Origin of the sequence: Pseudoalteromonas sp. NFXS39 (assembly GCF_040148775.1) — a bacterium.
GTDB lineage: Bacteria > Pseudomonadota > Gammaproteobacteria > Enterobacterales > Alteromonadaceae > Pseudoalteromonas > Pseudoalteromonas apostichopi.
In genome coordinates this window covers 58,588-77,505 of record NZ_JAGDEC010000012.1, presented here as the reverse complement: position 1 = coordinate 77,505, position 18,918 = coordinate 58,588, and the positions used below count along the sequence as shown (strand labels likewise).

The 18,918-nt window shown below is 40.7% G+C and carries 16 protein-coding genes; 6 read left to right on the top strand and 10 right to left on the bottom strand.

What is annotated here, in order from left to right; translation table 11 throughout:
• Positions 1-87: 87 nt before the first annotated feature.
• The gene (locus J3455_RS18440) at positions 88-432 is read right to left on the bottom strand and encodes an Hpt domain-containing protein (RefSeq protein ID WP_130051741.1); all 345 of its coding nucleotides are present in this window, start codon (positions 430-432) and stop codon (positions 88-90) included.
• 129 nt (positions 433-561) lie between these two features.
• Between J3455_RS18440 and J3455_RS18435 the strand changes: the two genes are divergently transcribed.
• Together J3455_RS18435 and J3455_RS18430 are read left to right on the top strand one after the other, a co-directional pair.
• Complete coding sequence (locus J3455_RS18435; protein WP_130051742.1) at positions 562-1,161, top strand: tRNA-uridine aminocarboxypropyltransferase; 600 nt, start codon at positions 562-564, stop codon at positions 1,159-1,161.
• The gene (locus J3455_RS18430; RefSeq protein ID WP_167658604.1) at positions 1,161-1,937 is read left to right on the top strand and encodes a CLCA_X family protein; all 777 of its coding nucleotides are present in this window, start codon (positions 1,161-1,163) and stop codon (positions 1,935-1,937) included. Before J3455_RS18435 ends, J3455_RS18430 begins: the two co-directional genes overlap by 1 nt.
• On the opposite strand, the gene J3455_RS18425 is transcribed toward J3455_RS18430, so the two are convergent.
• Together J3455_RS18425 and dcd are read right to left on the bottom strand one after the other, a co-directional pair.
• The gene (locus tag J3455_RS18425) at positions 1,903-4,398 is read right to left on the bottom strand and encodes an EAL domain-containing protein (protein ID WP_286258043.1); all 2,496 of its coding nucleotides are present in this window, start codon (positions 4,396-4,398) and stop codon (positions 1,903-1,905) included. The two genes, J3455_RS18430 and J3455_RS18425, sit on opposite strands and share 35 nt — an antisense overlap.
• Positions 4,399-4,531: 133 nt before the next feature.
• Positions 4,532-5,119 carry a dCTP deaminase gene (dcd, locus tag J3455_RS18420; protein WP_130051745.1) on the bottom strand — a complete coding sequence of 196 codons (588 nt, stop codon included), beginning with the start codon at positions 5,117-5,119 and terminating at the stop codon, positions 4,532-4,534.
• Positions 5,120-5,400: 281 nt separating this feature from the next.
• On the opposite strand from dcd, the gene J3455_RS18415 reads away from it, so the two are divergent.
• On the top strand, positions 5,401-5,727 hold the full coding sequence (locus J3455_RS18415; protein ID WP_349562148.1) for a hypothetical protein: 327 nt from the start codon (positions 5,401-5,403) through the stop codon (positions 5,725-5,727).
• 96 nt (positions 5,728-5,823) lie between these two features.
• Here J3455_RS18415 and J3455_RS18410 read toward each other — a convergent pair whose 3' ends face one another.
• The 3 genes from J3455_RS18410 to apbC all read right to left on the bottom strand — a co-directional run bounded on the left by J3455_RS18410 (position 5,824) and on the right by apbC (position 12,894).
• Positions 5,824-8,775 (bottom strand): TonB-dependent receptor, encoded by a 2,952-nt coding sequence (locus tag J3455_RS18410; RefSeq protein ID WP_349562147.1) that lies wholly within the window; start codon positions 8,773-8,775, stop codon positions 5,824-5,826.
• Between the two features lie 78 nt (positions 8,776-8,853).
• Entirely contained in the window at positions 8,854-11,505 is a 2,652-nt protein-coding gene (locus J3455_RS18405; RefSeq protein ID WP_349562146.1) for a glycoside hydrolase family 16 protein, read from the bottom strand.
• A 309-nt stretch (positions 11,506-11,814) separates the two neighbouring features.
• On the bottom strand, positions 11,815-12,894 hold the full coding sequence (gene apbC / locus J3455_RS18400) for an iron-sulfur cluster carrier protein ApbC (protein ID WP_130051749.1): 1,080 nt from the start codon (positions 12,892-12,894) through the stop codon (positions 11,815-11,817).
• Between the two features lie 178 nt (positions 12,895-13,072).
• On the opposite strand from apbC, the gene metG reads away from it, so the two are divergent.
• Positions 13,073-15,097, top strand: a complete 2,025-nt coding sequence (gene metG, locus J3455_RS18395; RefSeq protein WP_167658608.1) for a methionine--tRNA ligase — start codon at positions 13,073-13,075, stop codon at positions 15,095-15,097.
• A gap of 71 nt (positions 15,098-15,168) precedes the next feature.
• Here the strand turns inward: metG and J3455_RS18390 are convergent, their stop codons facing one another.
• Both J3455_RS18390 and lepB read right to left on the bottom strand, forming a co-directional pair.
• Complete coding sequence (locus J3455_RS18390; protein WP_130051751.1) at positions 15,169-15,984, bottom strand: hypothetical protein; 816 nt, start codon at positions 15,982-15,984, stop codon at positions 15,169-15,171.
• A gap of 84 nt (positions 15,985-16,068) precedes the next feature.
• Positions 16,069-16,728, bottom strand: a complete 660-nt coding sequence (gene lepB / locus J3455_RS18385; RefSeq protein WP_294087157.1) for a signal peptidase I — start codon at positions 16,726-16,728, stop codon at positions 16,069-16,071.
• A gap of 186 nt (positions 16,729-16,914) precedes the next feature.
• Between lepB and J3455_RS18380 the strand changes: the two genes are divergently transcribed.
• Positions 16,915-17,373 carry a hypothetical protein gene (locus J3455_RS18380; protein WP_294087154.1) on the top strand — a complete coding sequence of 153 codons (459 nt, stop codon included), beginning with the start codon at positions 16,915-16,917 and terminating at the stop codon, positions 17,371-17,373.
• Positions 17,374-17,580 (top strand): helix-turn-helix transcriptional regulator, encoded by a 207-nt coding sequence (locus J3455_RS18375; RefSeq protein WP_349562145.1) that lies wholly within the window; start codon positions 17,374-17,376, stop codon positions 17,578-17,580.
• A gap of 60 nt (positions 17,581-17,640) precedes the next feature.
• On the opposite strand, the gene J3455_RS18370 is transcribed toward J3455_RS18375, so the two are convergent.
• Both J3455_RS18370 and J3455_RS18365 read right to left on the bottom strand, forming a co-directional pair.
• Complete coding sequence (locus J3455_RS18370) at positions 17,641-17,901, bottom strand: DUF2999 family protein (RefSeq protein ID WP_130051754.1); 261 nt, start codon at positions 17,899-17,901, stop codon at positions 17,641-17,643.
• Positions 17,902-17,954: 53 nt separating this feature from the next.
• Positions 17,955-18,917 carry a zinc-binding dehydrogenase gene (locus J3455_RS18365; protein ID WP_178926847.1) on the bottom strand — a complete coding sequence of 321 codons (963 nt, stop codon included), beginning with the start codon at positions 18,915-18,917 and terminating at the stop codon, positions 17,955-17,957.
• Position 18,918: the final 1 nt, after the last annotated feature.

The window sequence follows — 18,918 nt, the reverse complement described above, 5'->3', positions numbered from 1 at the left end:
CTCTACTAATTAGCCTTAAGACTAACCTAGTACGGGGCCACCACGCCAGAGGATTTTTGCGGTTATAACTGAAATAAATTCAAGTTTTTAGCGATTAGCAAACCAAGCTTGTAGTTTTTCTACAGAACCTGATACTTGAACATCTAAACTCTGTGAGTTTTGCTCTGCAGTTGCTAGATCATTTTGATTAAGTGCTTGTTCGATTGACTGCGCAAGTTTAGACAGGCTCGCAGCACCAAATTGGGCTGCATTTGATTTTAAACTGTGTGCATGTCGTGCTGCAGCTTCGTTATCTGAACCAAGATTTGCAAGTACCTCAGAGCCTAAACGCTGAAATTCACTACAACAAAAGGTCAAGGTGTCGGCAAATTGGTCACCTAAAAGTGATTCCATCCCTTCAAGTGCACTCTCATCGATTGTGATTGTCGTCATCTTTATCCCTTAATCAAAAACGTAATTATATAAATCGCAACTTTAGCCGTTCATAGCTAAAAAGCAAACCTGCTTTGCGAGTTAAGCTCATGTATACTAGGCATAGTTTTGATTTACACCTGAGTTCGTATGGCTAGAGAATTGTGCTCACATTGTGGCTTTTCAGTTAAAACCTGTTTATGTGATTCAATAAGCATAATCAATAATAAACTAAAAATCATTATATTACGCCACCCTAATGAGGAAAAAATTACTAAAAACACCGCTAATTTACTGAATTTAGGCTTAGAGAATTGCCAAATCATCGCAGGCGAGTCAGAACGGGACTTTTTGCAGCTTGCAACATTACCAAAGGCAACAACAGCGGTACTCTACCCTGCGGATGACGCATTAAATTTAGACGAGCACACTGCCACTACTGATGCTTTCAAACAGTCTTTGACCCATTTAATCGTGATTGATGGCACATGGAAAAAAGCCTACAAAATGCTGCAATTAACCCCAAGCCTCCACGCATTTGAGGCTGTGAGTTTTAAACAGGTACCACAAAACAAATACGTCATTCGCAAAGCGCCACGAGCAGATAGTTTATCAACTTTAGAAGCTGTGGCTCATAGCCTTAAATTAATTGAAGGCCTTGATGTAACGCCACTATATAGATTATTAGCTGCGCTGGTCGATAAGCAAACTCAGCATATGCCAGCTAATGTTAAGGCGCGCTATCTATAATGCGAGTATCAAAACGACTTAGTGCGGGTTTTCATCGTCAGGGACCCGATTATCGCTTTGATGATCAGGTCGATTTTGACGATATTCGCGATACATTTGGCTTTCGTACAATGGTGGTTGGCAATTGGGTTAACAAACAAGAACGTTTATTAGCGGCAAATTTAATTTACGATGCCTTAGCTGATCTTGCGCAAATACTGACTTTACCACCAACGGCAATTGGTCTTAGGGGGAAGCTTAATTTTGCCTTTGGTCATGGCGGCCAAAAAGGTGTGCAGGCTCATTATAATGCCAATAGTCAAACTCTTGCTCTGGCTAAAAATGCCGGTGGTGGCGCACTCGCCCATGAATGGTTTCATGCTTTTGACCACCATATTTGTCAGCATTTGTTTAGCGACAGAAAGAGTATGCAATTTTGCTCAGCGCTATGGCTCGAACGGTCACCAGATTTAAGTCATCCACTTAATCAGCGCTTAAATGAGTTTTATCACCAGGTATTTTTAGACAACTCAGGTGCGAACCCAAATGAGTTTGTGAAGCAATCTATCGCTTTTGATCAGCAGGTTAAGCAACTTTATATGAGTATGCCTGAAGAACTCGCGGCCCGCTGTTTTGAACAGTGTATTGACAGGCACCCTGATATAAAAAATAGCTTTTTGGTAAGTGGTTTATCAACAAGTGGCTTAATTTACCCAGATGAGCAACATACCATGCGCTGTTTTGCAGCGCTACTTAATTACTTTAATCAATTAGGTTCGCTGTTGCATCAAGACTAATTTCAACTTTCTGCACCTCGTTTATCCAATCTAAATAATCATCTGCACAGAGCGGCTTTGAAAAATAGTACCCCTGCCCAAACTGGCAGCCATAACTTTGCAACATAGCCAGACTTTGCTCATCTTCGATACCCTCAGCTACAACATGCGCCCCTAAAGTAGTGGCTATATCACAGGTTGCCCTACAGATACTTTGATCATTAACCGAAAACGGCAAATTCAATACAAACTGCTTATCTATTTTTACTTCATCAAAGCCAAGCTGACTTAAATAAGCAAGTGAAGAATAACCTGTACCAAAATCATCAATCGCGAGCTTTAATCCGATTAAACGGTAGTCATCCAGTGTTGCTTTAATCTTTTTACTTTCTTCCAAAGTTGCTGATTCTGTAAGCTCTAACATCACTGAGTCAGCCGATACTTTTTGCTCATTTAAAATGGTGATTAAAAGCACCGGTAAGTCTTTATTTAATAGATCTTTTGCTGATATGTTAATGGAAATAACGTGATCGGGTATCAGTTTGCAAAACTTCGCTTGCCACTCAATACCTCTTTCAACAACCCATTCAGTCAACTGATTGATCACCCCTGCTGACTCTGCTATTGGAATAAACACATCAGGGCTTACTGCGCCAAATACTGGATGCTGCCAACGCAGTAATGCTTCACAACCCACTACTTTGCCTGTTTTCAGACATATCTGCGGCTGAAAATGCAAGCTAAGTTGGTTTTCATCAATTGCAATTTTAAGAGCCGCAGCAATAGATAACCTTTGCTCAGAAAGACGCGCACTTTCAGAGTCGAACATACGCCAACGCTCACCTTGTAAACGCTTTTCCGACATCGCTTGTATAGCACATTGAAAAATTTGCTTCGCAGTATTGCCATGCATAGGGTAATACGCAACACCAATATCAACACTGTCGACTAAATTAATCTCTTCATGAGTTAGTCCTTCTTCAAACACGCCATGGATCAAACATGCAAACTGCTCTATGTGACTTAGCTCAAGTTCTCCCATTACTAAACAGCCAAAGGTACTGTCATCAACATGAGCGAGCCATGCACTTCTGCTGGCTTGAATTTCGAGTTTCAATGCATTCATACTCTGCAGCTGACTATTTAAAATACTTAATCTTTCATTGATACAAATATTGGCTTGTTCAAAGCCAAAAGTAGAGCGTGCATTTGAAAGTACATGAGCCTTAAATAATAAAACTGAAAAGTGTTGTTTCTGCGATACTTTTTTTACAATTTGCGCGATCAAAAATTGTTTATTTGGCAGTTTAGTATCTACATCATGCAGCATCGAATAACTAAATGCTGAAATTTGTTGGCGATCTTTTAACAACAGCACAGAACAAATCGCCAATGAAGTAATAAGCAAAATGGTATTATGAACGTCATGATAACCAATGCCAAAGCCATTCCAAATGAATAAACTAAATACTTGAATAACGATAGTTAAAAGCATAAAAACACGCAGATGAGTACGGTTGTTAATACGCTTAATCAAACTGTAAAAGATTGCTGCAACAAAGCCCAAAAAGCCCAAACAGCTGACTATAAATAGCCACTGACGATTAAATTGAGGCAATATTGATGAGAGCAAGGCCGCAATCAACAAACAAGCCATCATTGCTTGCCAAGCTTTTTTAAACTTAGCTGTGTAAGTATGAATCGCTAAAAAGTGATATAAAAAATAGCTAACAAAGCACAATGCAAGCTCATTAACAGGCCATTTAGCTTCCCAATCTAAGCCGTCAACCAGGTAGCTAATCAGGCCGTTATCAATCAAGAAACCGATACAAACCAGTACAAAGTAAGCACTTAACACCATATATTTTGGTTGCTTCGATACAAAGAAGTACATTGCGCTTACTAAGATACATAAAATAAGTACACCTAAAATAGCACCGTAACCTAAAATTGTTTGGTGTAAGTTGGCTTCAAATACTTTTGCAGCAACAACTCCTACCTCAATGGTCAACGCCCTATCATGCACAAAATTAACCAATGCCCAGCGATGCCCTTGGCCATGCTCAATCAACCAATGAGGGCGAACATTCGATAAGCTTTCTAGTGAAGCAAGCCGCTGATTATTAGTAGCCTGAAAATTTTCATCTAAAAGATAAAATTTAGCCCATGTTAAGTTTGGCTCGCCGAGAAAAACAACATAGTTTTTGTTCTTGGGTAATTGATATAAATCGATGATCAGCCAATGAGATGTTTTTGCTGCAAGGCGAATCGAGCTTGTTTCTAACGCATTTAATTTTTTTGCGTTTTGTAACGATGCTTCGAGGGATTGGCTCAGTTTGGCAAGTGGCTGCTCTGAATTAAGCAACCATACAGGCAAATCTTCATTAGCAGCAGAAACAATGCCGCTGTGTAGCAATACACAACACCATAATATGAGCAGCTTTGTAATTATCCGACTGACTTGCTTGCCAATAAAGTGCATTTTAGCTCCGTGCTTTAAACACCAGCTAAAAGTATGGGGGTGATAAGCTTAAATTGCCAATTATAGTTAACTAAATTAGGTAAAAAGTTTGGCAACAAAATATTATGTGGCACTCAAGCCACATAATATACGATTATTTATTATCATCACTGATACGACTTGCAACGGCCGAATTTTGATCTTTATATTTCGCGTCTTTACGGGTGTTATATGGATTTTCTGCAGGGCTTGTCATGGTTTCAAAGCTCATAGCACCAATTTTCATCATCGGACGAAGTGCTAACGGCAATTTGCCTGAGTTATAAAACTCTAAGACAATATTTCCAGACCAACCTGGATCAATACGATGAGCGGTTACGTGTACCATTAAGCCTAAGCGAGCTAATGATGAACGTCCATCTAACCAACCAACAATATCAGCGGGCAAAGTCACTTTTTCATAAGTGATAGCCAAAGCTAACTCGCCAGGATGAAGGAAGAAAGCTTCTTCTTCTGCAAGCACAATTTCATCACTCATGATTGATTCCATCGCCTTGTTTAGCTGATCTTTTGGACCACTTAAGTCAACATAAGCTGCGGTATGATCTTGAAAGACTCGAAATTTATTGCCCAAACGTAAGTCCACAGTCACACCTGAAATCATTTCTTTACTCGGTGTTGGCTCAATAACAATGCGGCCTTCGTCAATATACTGCTGAATATGGGTGTCTGATAATCTCATTAATTATTCTACCTAAAACAACTTAAACATCTGATTTTAAGCTGAAAAAACACGCTAAGCTTTAAACTAAACACTGCAAAAGTCGCGTGTGTATTAGTAAAGCCAAATGGGGTGGATATAGTGTGACATATATTACACAAATCAACAGCGTGTTGCGCGAATAATTCTCAACAAAATAAGATAAGCCATCTCAGCTAATAACATCAGCTATTTCCGATTTATCTGAACTGCTGAGGTTTGTTTTAATTCCCCGATTACAGGGAGTATGAGGATAAGTTGTTATGGATTACGTTATTTTATCCGTAATAACATTGCCAGCATGCGTTGTCGCAATTTTAATCGCCAAACATTACGCTAAAAAGCACGATTTATGGTATGGCTTTCTCGTTTTTGTAGGTTCACTACTATTAACTAGCTGGTCGGTGGTTGGCTTAGTTGCTAACGAAACTTTCTTTTTTCCACTACCTTCATTGCTCAGTATTGCCTTTTACTTCTACTGTTTTGGTGAAACCGATATTGTGTTTATGCCAAATTTTTTAATTAATCCTGGCATTGCTATTTTTTGCTATTTTTCTGGTTACTTTTTTTATCGTAATAAACTCTTTTAAAGCCCTGCTATTTTAAATCGATTAGCTTATCTCCATTAGTTTAATAAAAATAAAAGCCGCTCATTGAGCGGCTTTGGTTCTATCAGGGATCATATATTAAAAGCTATAACGGGCACCAATTGTGTAACGAGGTCCGTATTGACGAGCAAATAAGAATTGCTCTTCGTAACGACCGTAGCCACGCTCAGTTTCGTTGTTAAGATTTATACCTTCAAAGAAAACGGTCATGTTTTCGTTAATGTCATAGTTAACGCTTAAGTCCCATTGACCGTAAGTGTCGCCAAACTGTGGCGGCGCATCAGATGAACCTTGTGACTGACCCACACCAATCAAGTACGAATCACGCCATGCGTAAGTTACTTTAACTGACAAGCCATCTTTATCATAAAAGGCTTGGAAGTTAGCTGAATCGCTCAAACCTGATAACGGAGCTTGTTGGGTCAAACTATCAACATCAAATTCAACATCACCATCTACAAATGTGGCATTCACACCTAAACCGAAGCCACTTTCACCAAATAAGTGTTGAACAGCAAGTTCAAAGCCATCGACTGATTTGCTGTCGGTATTTTGTGGCTGAGAAATGTTCCATACCATGAGGGGGTCTGAGCTCGTCGGTTCAATAGCGCCATCCGCATTGCCATAACCAAGCGCTAACATTTCATTGAAAATAGCATCACTCGTAGCCTGCTCTCCGCGCGCTTCAACTGACGCTACAGCCTCTTGGTAACGAGGACCATTTAAGATGTCATGTAAACCATCAATCGTTGTTTCAGTAATTTGTGTTTGAATAAAGTTATCAACGTCTTTTTTGAAGTAGCCAAGCGATGCATAGCTACCTTCACCGTAGTAATATTCAAGCGATAAGTCTAAGTTAGTTGATTCAAAAGGTAAAAGACTAGTGTTACCTTGGCCACCAGTGCGTGAACCCGGTTTAGGACTACCTGATAAGCTTCGGCCACCAGCAAGGTTACCAAGCGGTGCACGGGCCATGGTTTTACCCCATGAAACACGCCCCACAAGCTCGTCTGTGATCTCAACTTTTACATCGATATTAGGTAACCAAATATCGTAATTACCTTCTTCTTGATAAAAATTATCTGTGCCACCAGTTTCGTACTGCATAATCCATTCAGATGCACTCACCCAGTTCACTTGGCTTTCAACGCGTTGGCGAACCGTACTGGTTACATCCGTTTCTTCATAACGAAGACCTGCGTTAATCTGAACGAAGTAATTAGCTACATCAAATTCCCACAAGCTGTTCACATAAAAACTTTGCGTTTTCTCTTCTACATAGCTTTCGCTGTCGATACCATCAAAGAATGGGTCAATTGAATATTGATTATCACCCAATAAATCTTCATTTAAAAAAGCAAGCTGACGAGCTAACGCCTCTTCAAAGCTATAGGTGTAATAGTAATTTGGCTCAAGGGCACTACCACCACCAGCGAACTGGTCAAGCATGTCACCAGTTTCGTTATAAGTGAACATGCCGTCAGGGAGAATTTCGGTAAATGATGGATTAAAACCCGGACCGCCTCTTAAGCCACTCCAGGCCGTGAAACCACCCATGGTTTGCTTGGTATTTGCCGCCCCAAATTTTACTTTAACTAATGGAATTTCGAAGCTTTCATTAAACCAAGTTGTATGAAGCTGGGCTTGCTCAACCTTAGACTCACCTGGCGAATAACTAAACTGGCTGAAGTTTGAATCAATTTCACTTGGGTCAAGTACTGTTGTGCCGTTGTTCCAGTTAACGTATGCGTGCGGAATTTCACCTGTGCGGTAGTCATATACTTTGCTCTTTAACTGGTCAGAACCAAGGATAATTTGACCGTCTGAGCCTAAACCGTCATCTGCACCATTATCTGTTTCGTTTTTCGAATCATGATAATCGAACTCAACTTCCCACTGATCGTTAATTTGCCACTCTAGGTTTAAACCGATTGAACGCGCTTTAACTTCTGTAGTAACACGGCTTGCAGTAAATGAGCCGTCGTTTCCACTGATATCGGCATAAAGTGCAGTACCATTTTCATCAAGCTCATAGCCATTAATGTTACCACCGAACTCATTCCAGATACCCCAACCAACGGTATTCACACCAGTAATAGCACGGCTTGCTGTGTAATCAACTGTTGCAGTAAAGCTTTCAACTGGCGAGTACTGTAAAGTTACTTGGCCATTAGTACGCTCACGTTCAACATCAGCAATACTGTAGTTCATGTCTTTCGGGAAGAAATGATTACCGACACGGTTGCCTTCGCTATCTAATGGACGCGGGTCAATGTACTCTCCTTCATCAATAGTTGGTAAATCAACGTTAGCTTGCCAACCTTGAATATTGGCACTTTGCTGTTGAAAGTCACGTTCTTGATGTGAGAAAGATGCCGCAAAACCAAATGTATCATCAGCATAGGTATTGCTGTACATCGCTGAAAATTCTGGCGTTACATCATCACCTTTTTCATTTGACGAGTCATGAATAGCTTTAATAGACGAGCTAAACTTTTCGCCTGGGCTATTTAATGGGCGAGTTGTAATAATATTTACAGTAGCACCTAGACCACCACTTGGTACATCAGCTTGACCTGATTTTGCTACTTCAAGTGCACTTACACCATCAGCGGCAATATTCTCAAGGGCGTATGAACGCGTATAACCTGTGCCTGGCATTTGACGGCCATTAAGCATTACTAGGTTAAATTCAGGGCCAAAACCACGTACTGTAATTTCGCTACCTTCGCCGTTTGAACGGCTCACTGATACACCGGTAATACGCTGTAATGATTCAGCTAAGTTAGTATCTGGGAATTTACCCATCTCTTCTGCTGAAATCGCATCAACAACACCTGTTGCATCACGTTTCATATCCATGGCGCGGATCATACTGCCACGAATACCTTTAATTTCGATAACTTCAATATCGTTATCAGCTTTCTCTTGCTCATCCTGTGCATAAGCCGACATAGTGCCTAGCCCTGCGGTTAAAATCATCGCAACTGACGCTGCAAGAGGTGTTTTAATAAATTTTGTGCTTTTCATGATTTACCTGCTTTTGCAATATGTTGTCATGGATACAGGGTGCCTTAATCAGCACCCATCACTTGTTGCCAATGTTCATTACGGGTTTGCAATAACTGCATTATCAATACGGTAAACCGCACCTTCACCCATCCCCCATGACGGGAACACCATAACAACGTCGATTGCACTAATATCAAGACCTGCACTTAGTAGATCAGCAAGTGTATAGGTATACGTTTGCCACTCACCAACTACAGGCTCGACACCTTCTTGGCTTGCACTTAACGCAAGCTCCACAGCTTGAGCTGCATCGTTTGACTCAATTTTGAATAACCACTGAGCATCTTGGTTGCTGGCGTTTGAAACTATTTTCATTTCAAAGCGAACCACACCTTGTGATAATAAGTGTGAAGCATCAAAGCTTACGCCGTCATCAGCTAAGAAGCCCATAACTGTTGGTTGAGCGCCAATTTGAAACTCAGCAACTGAGCCATGTGCTTCGTCGTCAGTTTCAACTGTTGGCGTACTACCTGCACAACAATCCCAAATACTCCATTGGTCAGCTACATTATTAGCAAATAATGTTAGCTCTGACGCAGCCGTATCTTGCTCAGGTGCATAGATGCGGGCATTGTCAACACGGTAAACCGCACCTTCACCTTGCCCCCATGCAGGGAAAATCATAATTACATCAATTGTACTGACATCTAAACCAGCGTTTAATAAGGTGCTAATTGGGAATGTATAGGTTTGCCACTCTCCAGCAACAGGATCAACACCTTCAGCACTCGTGTTAAGGTTTAATTCAACCGCTGTAGCACCTTCATTTGACTCTACTTTTAAAAGCCAAGGTGCATCTGGCGTTGACGATAAAGACGTGATCTTCATTTCAAATTGCAACATGCCATCATCAACTAATGCTGATGCATCAAACTGGCTACCACTACCACCTGATGAAGTACGGTTGATAAAGCCCATTACTGTTGGTTGAGCACCAATAGAGAACTCAGCTGTCACACCATGCTCTTCATCGTCGACTACTTCGACAGGCGTTGAACCGCCACAACAATCCCATAACGGCCAATCAAGGTTCATTTCATCTGCAAATAAGGTTAATGAAGGTAATGTCGTCGTTGCACCATAGGTGATCTCTACGTTATCAACACGGTAAACTGCGCCCTCACCTTGACCCCATGCAGGAAAAATCATAATCACATCAATCAGTGAAACATTTAGCCCTGCATCTGCCAGTGTTTGCAGAGGGAATGTATAGGTTTGCCATTCACCGGCAACTGGACTTACACCTTCAGTACTCGCACTTAGATTTAACTCAACCGCAGTCGAGCCTTCATCGCTCTCAATTTTAAATAACCAAGGTGCATCTGGAGTTGAAGGAAGCGAAGTTACTTGCATGTCAAAAGTTACATAACCGTCTTCTAACATAGCACTAGCATCGAAAGGTGAGGCTTCTCCGTTTTCATCTGTGATAAAAGCATCACGACTAATGAAACCATTTACAGTAGGTTCTGCTCCAACAACAAACTCAACCACATCACCGCGCTCAGCATCTTCTACTAGCGCAGGTGTTGAACCGCCACAGCAGTCCCATGCAGGCCAGTTAGGATTAAAGCTGTTATCAAAAATGGTGAGTGGCGTTACGGTGCCATCACTCGGTGGAGTCGGAGCTGGTGCTGCACCCTGCACAAGTGCATCTTCTGGATTGTCGTAACCAGGACGAACTGTTTCACAGCCTTTGCCTGTGTCTGGGTTTTGCGAACATTCATAAACACGAACATAGTCAACTTCAAAAGTCTGACCATTTTCGAATGCACTAGCATCAATACCTAAAGCATTAACGTTTTCTGGCCAGTCACCGCCCACTGCAAAGTTAAGAATTAAATAAAACTCTTGATCAAATGGGGCTGTGTCCCAATGAGTTTCTAACTCACCCGTTGTTTGATCAAAATACTCGGTATACCAACCCTTATGTTTTAGAGCAAGCGCCTCACCATTTGCATTGTAAAGTAATTCTGATTTGCGCTGCGTGGCATACAAGTAGTCATCGACGTACCAGCGGATTTCACCCTCTTGCCACTCAATAGCATAGGTATGAAAGTCATCAGCAGGGTTTACACCTTGGTCAAATGTGTAAGCTTTGCCGCTTTGATCGTTATTTGGCCACTCTTTACCATAATGAAGTGTTCCGTAGATGTTTGACTCGACACCATCCTCGGTTGGAACTTTCAAGTTAACCGACTCAACAATGTCAATTTCGCCTGAACGAGGCCAGCCACCGTAAACTTCATCGGTTGGCATCATCCAAAACGCAGGCCAAGAGCCTTGGCCACTTGGTAATTTAGCTCTTACTTCAAAGCGACCATATTTAAAATCAGCTTTGTAACGAGTATTGATACGTGCAGACGTATAAGGTTTTGCTGCCCCTTCTTCTGCAGGTAATGCAACAATATTAAGAATACCGTCTGCAACAAAGGCGTTTTCTTCACTATCGGTATAACATTGTTTTTCGTTATTACCACCACCTGCACAGTCTATTTCGAAATTCCATTTGTTGTCATCTATGGCATCGCCGTCAAAGTTATCTTCCCAAACCATAACCCAATCTGAAACTGGCTCAGTCGGGTTTACAGTATCTATTTTTGTATCTGTGGCAGAGCCACCGCAGCCAGCTACAGTCACTACTGAAAGCGCCATTGCTAGTTGTGTTAAGTGTGTTTTGAATTTGTTCATTGCATTGAACCCTAACATTATGTGTTTGTTAGTACTCAACTGATTCATATAGTATTATTTTAATCAGTTAATTGTAAGCGCTTACAAAACAGATTAAATAAAAAGAACCATTAATGTAAGCGCTTACATTAGAGTATGGCATGGTTATTAAAACGTCAATAAATTATTAACAATTACTGCAAATTTTTTGACATGTTTTACGCAAATTTAGGCTATATGCTGCTAAAAGCGTGGTTGGGAGTGAATTTAGTACAAAATAATCAAGTCTTTGTTAATAAGAAAAACCCATTAACAAAATCTTTGCAACAATCAATCTTCAGTAATAACAATTTCAACGGAGCTTGTGTGTGACTGCTGATAATACAAGCTACTAGCAAGTACACGGGCAGCTGTTTTGTATGTTTCACTTATTTGAGCCGCGTTATCTTTCGCTATTAAATTGCCCTGCTCTGAGCTTTCACGAATTTCAATGGCCAACGGAATATTAGCAAGTACAGGCACACCATGGCGATGAGCTAATTTTACGGCGCCATCTTTACCAAATACATGGTTTGGTTGCCCACAATGGCCACACAAGAAGTAGCTCATATTTTCAATTAAACCAAGCACAGGGACGTTTACTTTATTGAACATAGCTATACCTTTTTGTGCATCGGCAAGGGCTAAATCTTGAGGGGTGGTAATGATCACAGCACCACTAGCAGGCACTTTTTGGCTCATCGTCAATTGAATATCACCCGTACCAGGGGGCATATCAACGATTAGATAATCAAGCTCTCCCCAAACGGTTTCGTTCATTAATTGATTAAGTGCTCCTGATGCCATAGGACCACGCCAAACGGTGGCATCATCACTTGGAACTAAAAAGCCGATCGATTGCGCTTTGAGATTATGTGCCTCAAAAGGAAGTAAGTTTTTATTATCTGCTGTTTTAGGTTCAGCTCCTTGCAGACCTAAAAGTAATGGAATAGACGGGCCATAAATGTCGGCATCGAGAATACCTACTTGTGCACCCTCTTGCTCTAAAGCCGAGGCGAGATTCACTGCCGTGGTTGATTTGCCAACTCCACCTTTACCTGATGCAACTAGAACAATATGTTTAATTTGCTTAAAACTATAAGAATTAGGTAATTTGACTTTGGCGCTAATTGACACAGGCACTGATAATTTATCGGCGACAAACTTTTCAATTTCGTTGATTTCACCACAGCCAGCAAAAGGTAGGCTTAGTTTTACTTGCCAGCTTTTATCGCTGTTTTGATTAAGCTCTTCGAGCCAGCTTTGCTCAATACCAATGGCAAATGCGCTACTACGATAGGCGGCGAAGGCATCAATGATCGGTGCTTTTTCAGTCGATTTACTTGAGAATAGTTTTGACAGTCCAAACATAGCAATAAATTAGCGTTTCTTTGATGAAAAGTGCTGCGGAATTATGTAACATTCAAGGCATTAAAACCAGACAATTAGATAATATCATTGCTTTAGGTTGTATATAAGCAACTCACAATGAATTAAATAATGATATTCGTGCATGTTTGCATCGAACTAATCTCAATTCGGAATGATTATGGCACAGCGAAAGATCCTGATTACTAGCGCATTACCTTATGCCAATGGCCCGACTCACTTAGGTCATTTACTAGAATATATCCAAACTGATATTTGGGCGCGTTACCAAAAACAACAAGGTCATGAAACCTACTACGTTTGCGCGGATGATGCCCACGGCACACCAATTATGCTTAATGCGCAAAAACAAGGGATCACGCCTGAGGAAATGGTTAAAAACGTGAGTGTTGAGCGTCAACGCGACTTTGCTGATTTCAACATTGAATTTGATAACTATCACAGCACGCACAGTGAAGAGAATCGTCACTTTAGTGAATTAATCTACAATCGTTTAAATGAAGCGGGTCACATTAAAAAGCATACTATTTCTCAACTGTTCGACCCAGAGAAAGGTATATTCTTACCAGACCGCTTTGTAACAGGTACTTGCCCTACGTGTAAGTCAGAAGATCAAAACGGGGACAGCTGTGATTCTTGTGGTGCTACTTACAGCCCAACTGAGCTTATCAACCCACGTTCTGTAATGTCGGGTGCTGAGCCAATCTTAAAAGATTCTGAGCATTACTTCTTCGATCTTCCTGCTTTTGAAGACATGCTTAAAGAGTGGTTACACTCAGGTACGATTCAACAAGAAATGGCGAACAAGTTAGATGAATGGTTTGCAGATGGCTTACAGCAGTGGGATATCAGCCGTGACGCACCTTATTTTGGCTTTGAAATCCCTGGTGCACCGGGTAAATACTTCTACGTATGGTTAGATGCTCCAATTGGTTACATGGCGAGCTTTAAAAACCTGTGCGATAAAAAAGGTATCGATTTTGATGCATTCTGGAGTGAAGACTCAGATGCAGAGCTTTACCACTTCATTGGTAAAGACATCATCTATTTCCACAGCTTATTCTGGCCGGCAATGTTAGATGGCGCAAAATTCAGAAAGCCAACAAACGTATTTGCCCACGGTTTTGTGACAGTAAATGGCGCAAAGATGTCTAAATCAAAAGGCACCTTTGTTAAAGCGCGTACTTACCTTGATAACCTAGACCCTGAGTATCTTCGTTATTACTACGCAGCAAAACTAAACAACGGCATCACTGACCTTGACTTAAACCTTGAAGACTTTGCACTGCGTGTAAACTCTGACTTAGTAGGTAAAGTTGTTAACATCGCAAGCCGTTGTGCAAGTTTCATCACCAAGAAATTTGACGGTAAGCTTAGCGACACAGTGATGGATGAAGCACTGTTAGGTGAGTTCCAAGCGGCTTCTGCAAGCATTGCAAATCACTATGAAAACCGTGATTACAGCCGTGCAATTCGTGAAATCATGGCCCTTGCTGATAAAGCAAACCAATTTATAGATGCTAAAGCGCCGTGGGTGTTAATTAAAGACGAAACAAAACAACAAGAAGCACACGATGTATGCTCTCTTGGTCTAAATATGTTCCGTGTACTTATCACTTACTTAAAACCAGTTCTTCCAGGTATGGCTGCTAACGTAGAAGCCTTCTTAAACGACGGTTTAACATGGCAAGGTGCGCAAACAGCGCTTGTAGGTCACGCAATTAATAAATTCAAACCGTTAATGCAACGTGTTGAAATGGATAAAGTAAATAAAATGATTGAAGAATCTAAAGAAAGCCTAGTTGCTGAAAAAGACAAGATTGATCCAAACAGCCCGCTAGCAAAAGAGCCAATCAGCCCAGAAATCGAATTTGATGATTTTGCTAAAGTTGATTTACGTGTAGCAAGAATTGCTAAAGCAGAACACGTTGAAGGCGCAGATAAGTTATTAAAACTAACCTTAGATTTAGGTGGCGAAACGCGCCAAGTCTTCGCAGGTATTAAATCTGCATATGCTCCTGAAGACATCGAAGGCAAGCTAACGGTAATGGTAGCGAACCTTAAGCCTCGTAAGATGCGTTTTGGTATGTCTGAAGGCATGGTATTAGCAGCTGGCCCTGGCGGTAAAGAAATTTATATTCTTAACCCAGATGAAGGCTCAGAGCCTGGCATGCGCGTAATGTAATTGCACAATTACTAGCTACTAAAAAACCGTTGTGTTTTAGGCACAACGGTTTTTTTATGTTGAATGTATGGTTATGAACTTGGGCATGCCGGGTGCTCAGTCAGTACTTGAGTAATTATTTGCCCGAACTGCTGGTGTTGTTGCTCTGTGATAGCAAAAGCAGCATTGTAAGCGAGAGTGTCAGCAAGCTCACCGGTTACTACTTCATAAAAAGTCATTGCGGTAAGTAAGTGCCCTGCATCTGAAGCATGATTACCATCGGCACTGTAAAAATTCAGATCTGGTAATGCAGCTATTGCTTTGTCCCAAACTAAACCGACAGGTGCAACACAGCTTGTTTCTTTTTCGCTAATAGACAAGTGTAATTGATAGACAAGCTCCCCTTCTTTGCTGTCACCTCGCTGTGGATGCTCAGGAAATAAGATGGGTGTGATATCCAGCTCTTTCGCACTTGCAATCAATCGCTCTGCCTCACTCGTAGAATAGTTAACAGAGCCAGACTGAGAATATTTCTGACCTTGAAAAATAGCATGACTCCAATTGTCTTGCTGTAGCTTTTCAACATTGCCCGATTCGTTAACTATCTCATCTAAAAAGCGACCACTGACGGTAAGGGTTGATACTTGAGCGTTGGTTAACTCACTTGAAATGAGCTGTTCAAGCAAATCCCCTAATTTAGCGCTATGGCTATTACCGTAAATAATAACTTTATAGTCAGCACTACCACTGTTATCGACTAGCCCAACAGTTGTATCTGGGGTGGAGCTGTCAGGCTCATCGACTTTTGTAGTTTCGCTTTTTGAGCTTGAACCACATGCAACGAGACTAAATGAAATGACTAGTAACAAATAGCATCGAATTAACCTAGCAAGCTTATCATTGATCATATTTAACCTTTTTGGCTTATTATTTTTATGTCGTTAATATTGAGACATAAAACTGTAAATTGCCAATTTTTATACGATTTTCATCTAAGGTGCTAAATATAAATCATGTAAAACTCGCTCTTTTCGAGGTAAATAATAGTCATCATAATCAAGTGACACTATGACTCTTTTAGCTTTACCTAACAACTCACTGCGAGGCACTAAACCAATCACTCTCGAGTCTGCACTATGATCGCGATTATCACCCATCGCTAAATACATATCCTTAGGAATTACGACAGGTGCAAAATGCTGCATCACCGAAGAGGCTTTTGATACCTGGATGGCGTGCTGAACACCTGCAAGGTTTTCAATCAGTGTCTGCTGCTCTTGCTTGTCATCAGTTAATGCGTAATTAAGCGCTTTACCGTTAATAATCAATTTATTATCTACTAAAGTCACTGTATCGCCCGGCACACCAATAACACGCTTTATTAAACGATTATTTGCAGCCTTGGAATCAAATACTATGATATCCCCGGCTTTTGGCTCATCGGTGCGCATAAGCGAAATATGAGTGAATGGCACACGCAGATCATAAGCCATTTTATCCGTTAAAATACGATCCCCTTCGACAATGGTCGGATTCATTGAACCTGTTGGCACTTCATACCAATCAGCTACCGCACTTCTAAAAACACTCATCAAGCAGATAAATACAATCAATGAACGGTTATTTTTCCATACTTTTACAATCCAGTTCATAGTCATTCCTTATTTTGTGGTTTGTTTTACTAAGAGCCTTTAGCTGAGAATTAGTTCTTAACTAAATGTAACGAGATACGTCAAAGATAAAAATATCATACATGATGTTAAAAATATTTGACACAGCAAGCGATGAGTAGTTTACTTAACATCAAGTCAAATATATTTTACATGGGATTATGAAAGATGAGCTACAAAGAAATGACAATTTGGGGCACTTTAGTAGTGACAATTGGCCTTTTAAGTTATTACCTCCTAGGTATTAATTCACTACAAGCTGCTGGAAATCTTAGCCAAGATACCATGGTTTCATACTTATATAAGGTCGTTGTTGTAGCGGTAATCTTAGAGATAATCATGCAATCGATACTTGCAGGCACCAAACACAAAGAAGCAGACTTAGGTGATGATGAACGCGATAAGCTCATTGAATTAAAAAGTACCAAACTTGGACACTGGTTTTGCTCTGCAATTATCTTAATGTGTGTATTTCTAACGACTCAAATTGAGCGTGTGTCAGACCGTATGTTGTTACCTGAGGTCTCTGATCTATATAATATTATGCATTTACTTATTATAGGTTTTTTAATTAGTGAAATTATCACTAATGCTAGCAAAGCGTATTTATATCGAAGAGATAGCTAAATGACAAAACAGCTCAGTAATACCATTCGTGAACTTCGATTTCATCACTATGAAATGACTCAGCAAGCATTGGCAGAGGCTGTTGGCGTTTCAAGGCAAACCATAGTAGCGATTGAAAAAGGTAAGTATTCTCCGTCGCTCGAAGTGGCTTTTAAGATTGCTCAATTGTTTGATAAGAAGCTGGATGATGTTTTTTCATATCAATAGGCCAACAAAAAAGGTTAGCTATTTAGCTAACCTTTTTTGTTCAGTAAGCATCGTAAAATCTTACGGCTGCTGATTTTTGAACTGCGCTTTGGCTTGTTCAACTTCGTCATCACTGATCCCAACTGATTCAGCCGCTTCTTTAATAAGGTGTGGCTGTGTCATCACTAATGCCATAAGTTGTTGAAGCTTTTCTGGTGGGATACCTAACTGTTGAACCAAACCCATTGCCATCATTGGGTTTTCCATAAATGCTTGGAACAGCTCACGCACTTTTTCGTCACTTACATTGTGCTCTTTGAGCATTGCAATAATTGGGTTCATACTAACCTTTACTTTTAACTACTAATAAAACCAATAATATGGGCAAATTAATGTTATTCAACTAACATTACCACTTTTCCCGAATTTTCGTTGTTATCTAAAATACGATGAGCCTCATTTGCATCTTGCCAATTTAACGTTTTATAGATATTGCAATCCAACAGTCCTTGTGCCAAATCATCATAAAAGCGGGTTATAAACTGCTCTTTTAAATCGCGCTTAAATTCAATTGAACGGTTTCGTAAGGTTGATGCATGAAATGAAATACGCTTACTAAGCAGCCTTGCAAAGTCAACCTCAGCAAAGCGCGCATCTAAAAACGCTAACATCACAATTTGGCAATCCATTGCTGCAACGGCGGCATTTTTGTTTAAATAGCTCCCTGAAACTGGATCAACAATGGTATTGGCCTGTAAATTATTTGCTTTGAAGTATTCTACAAAGTCGGTGGTTTTATAATTGATGGTATGGTCAGCACCCAGCTGTTTGGCATGCTCGCACTTTTCATCGCTTCCGGCGGTGATCACCACTTGAGCGCCAGCGCGTTTTGCCATTTGAATTGCGGCACCGCCTACGCCACTGGCTCCTGCATGAATAAGTGCCGTTTGCCCTGCTTTAAGCTGACCAAATTGAAACAAAGCAGAAAATGCCGTTAAGTAAACTTCGCTGATAGCAGCGCCTTGGGCCATTGTCATTTCATCTGGTAAAGGCATCACTTGCGCAGCATCAACGGCAACATACTCGCTGTAAGCACCGCCCGCACACAAGGCAAAAACGCGTTTATTAAGCCAGTCACCGGATACTGCACTACCTTGCTCAACAATGGTACCGGCGCATTCTAACCCTAGAATTTCACTGTCACCTTTGGGCGCAGGATATTTACCTTGTCGCTGTAAACAATCTGCCCGATTAACGCCGATTGCTGCAACAGCAATAAGAACTTCGTTATCTTTTAGGGCTGGTTTATCTGTTTGCGCAAAATGTAACTGTGAGTCTTCGTGCTTAATATAACGCATA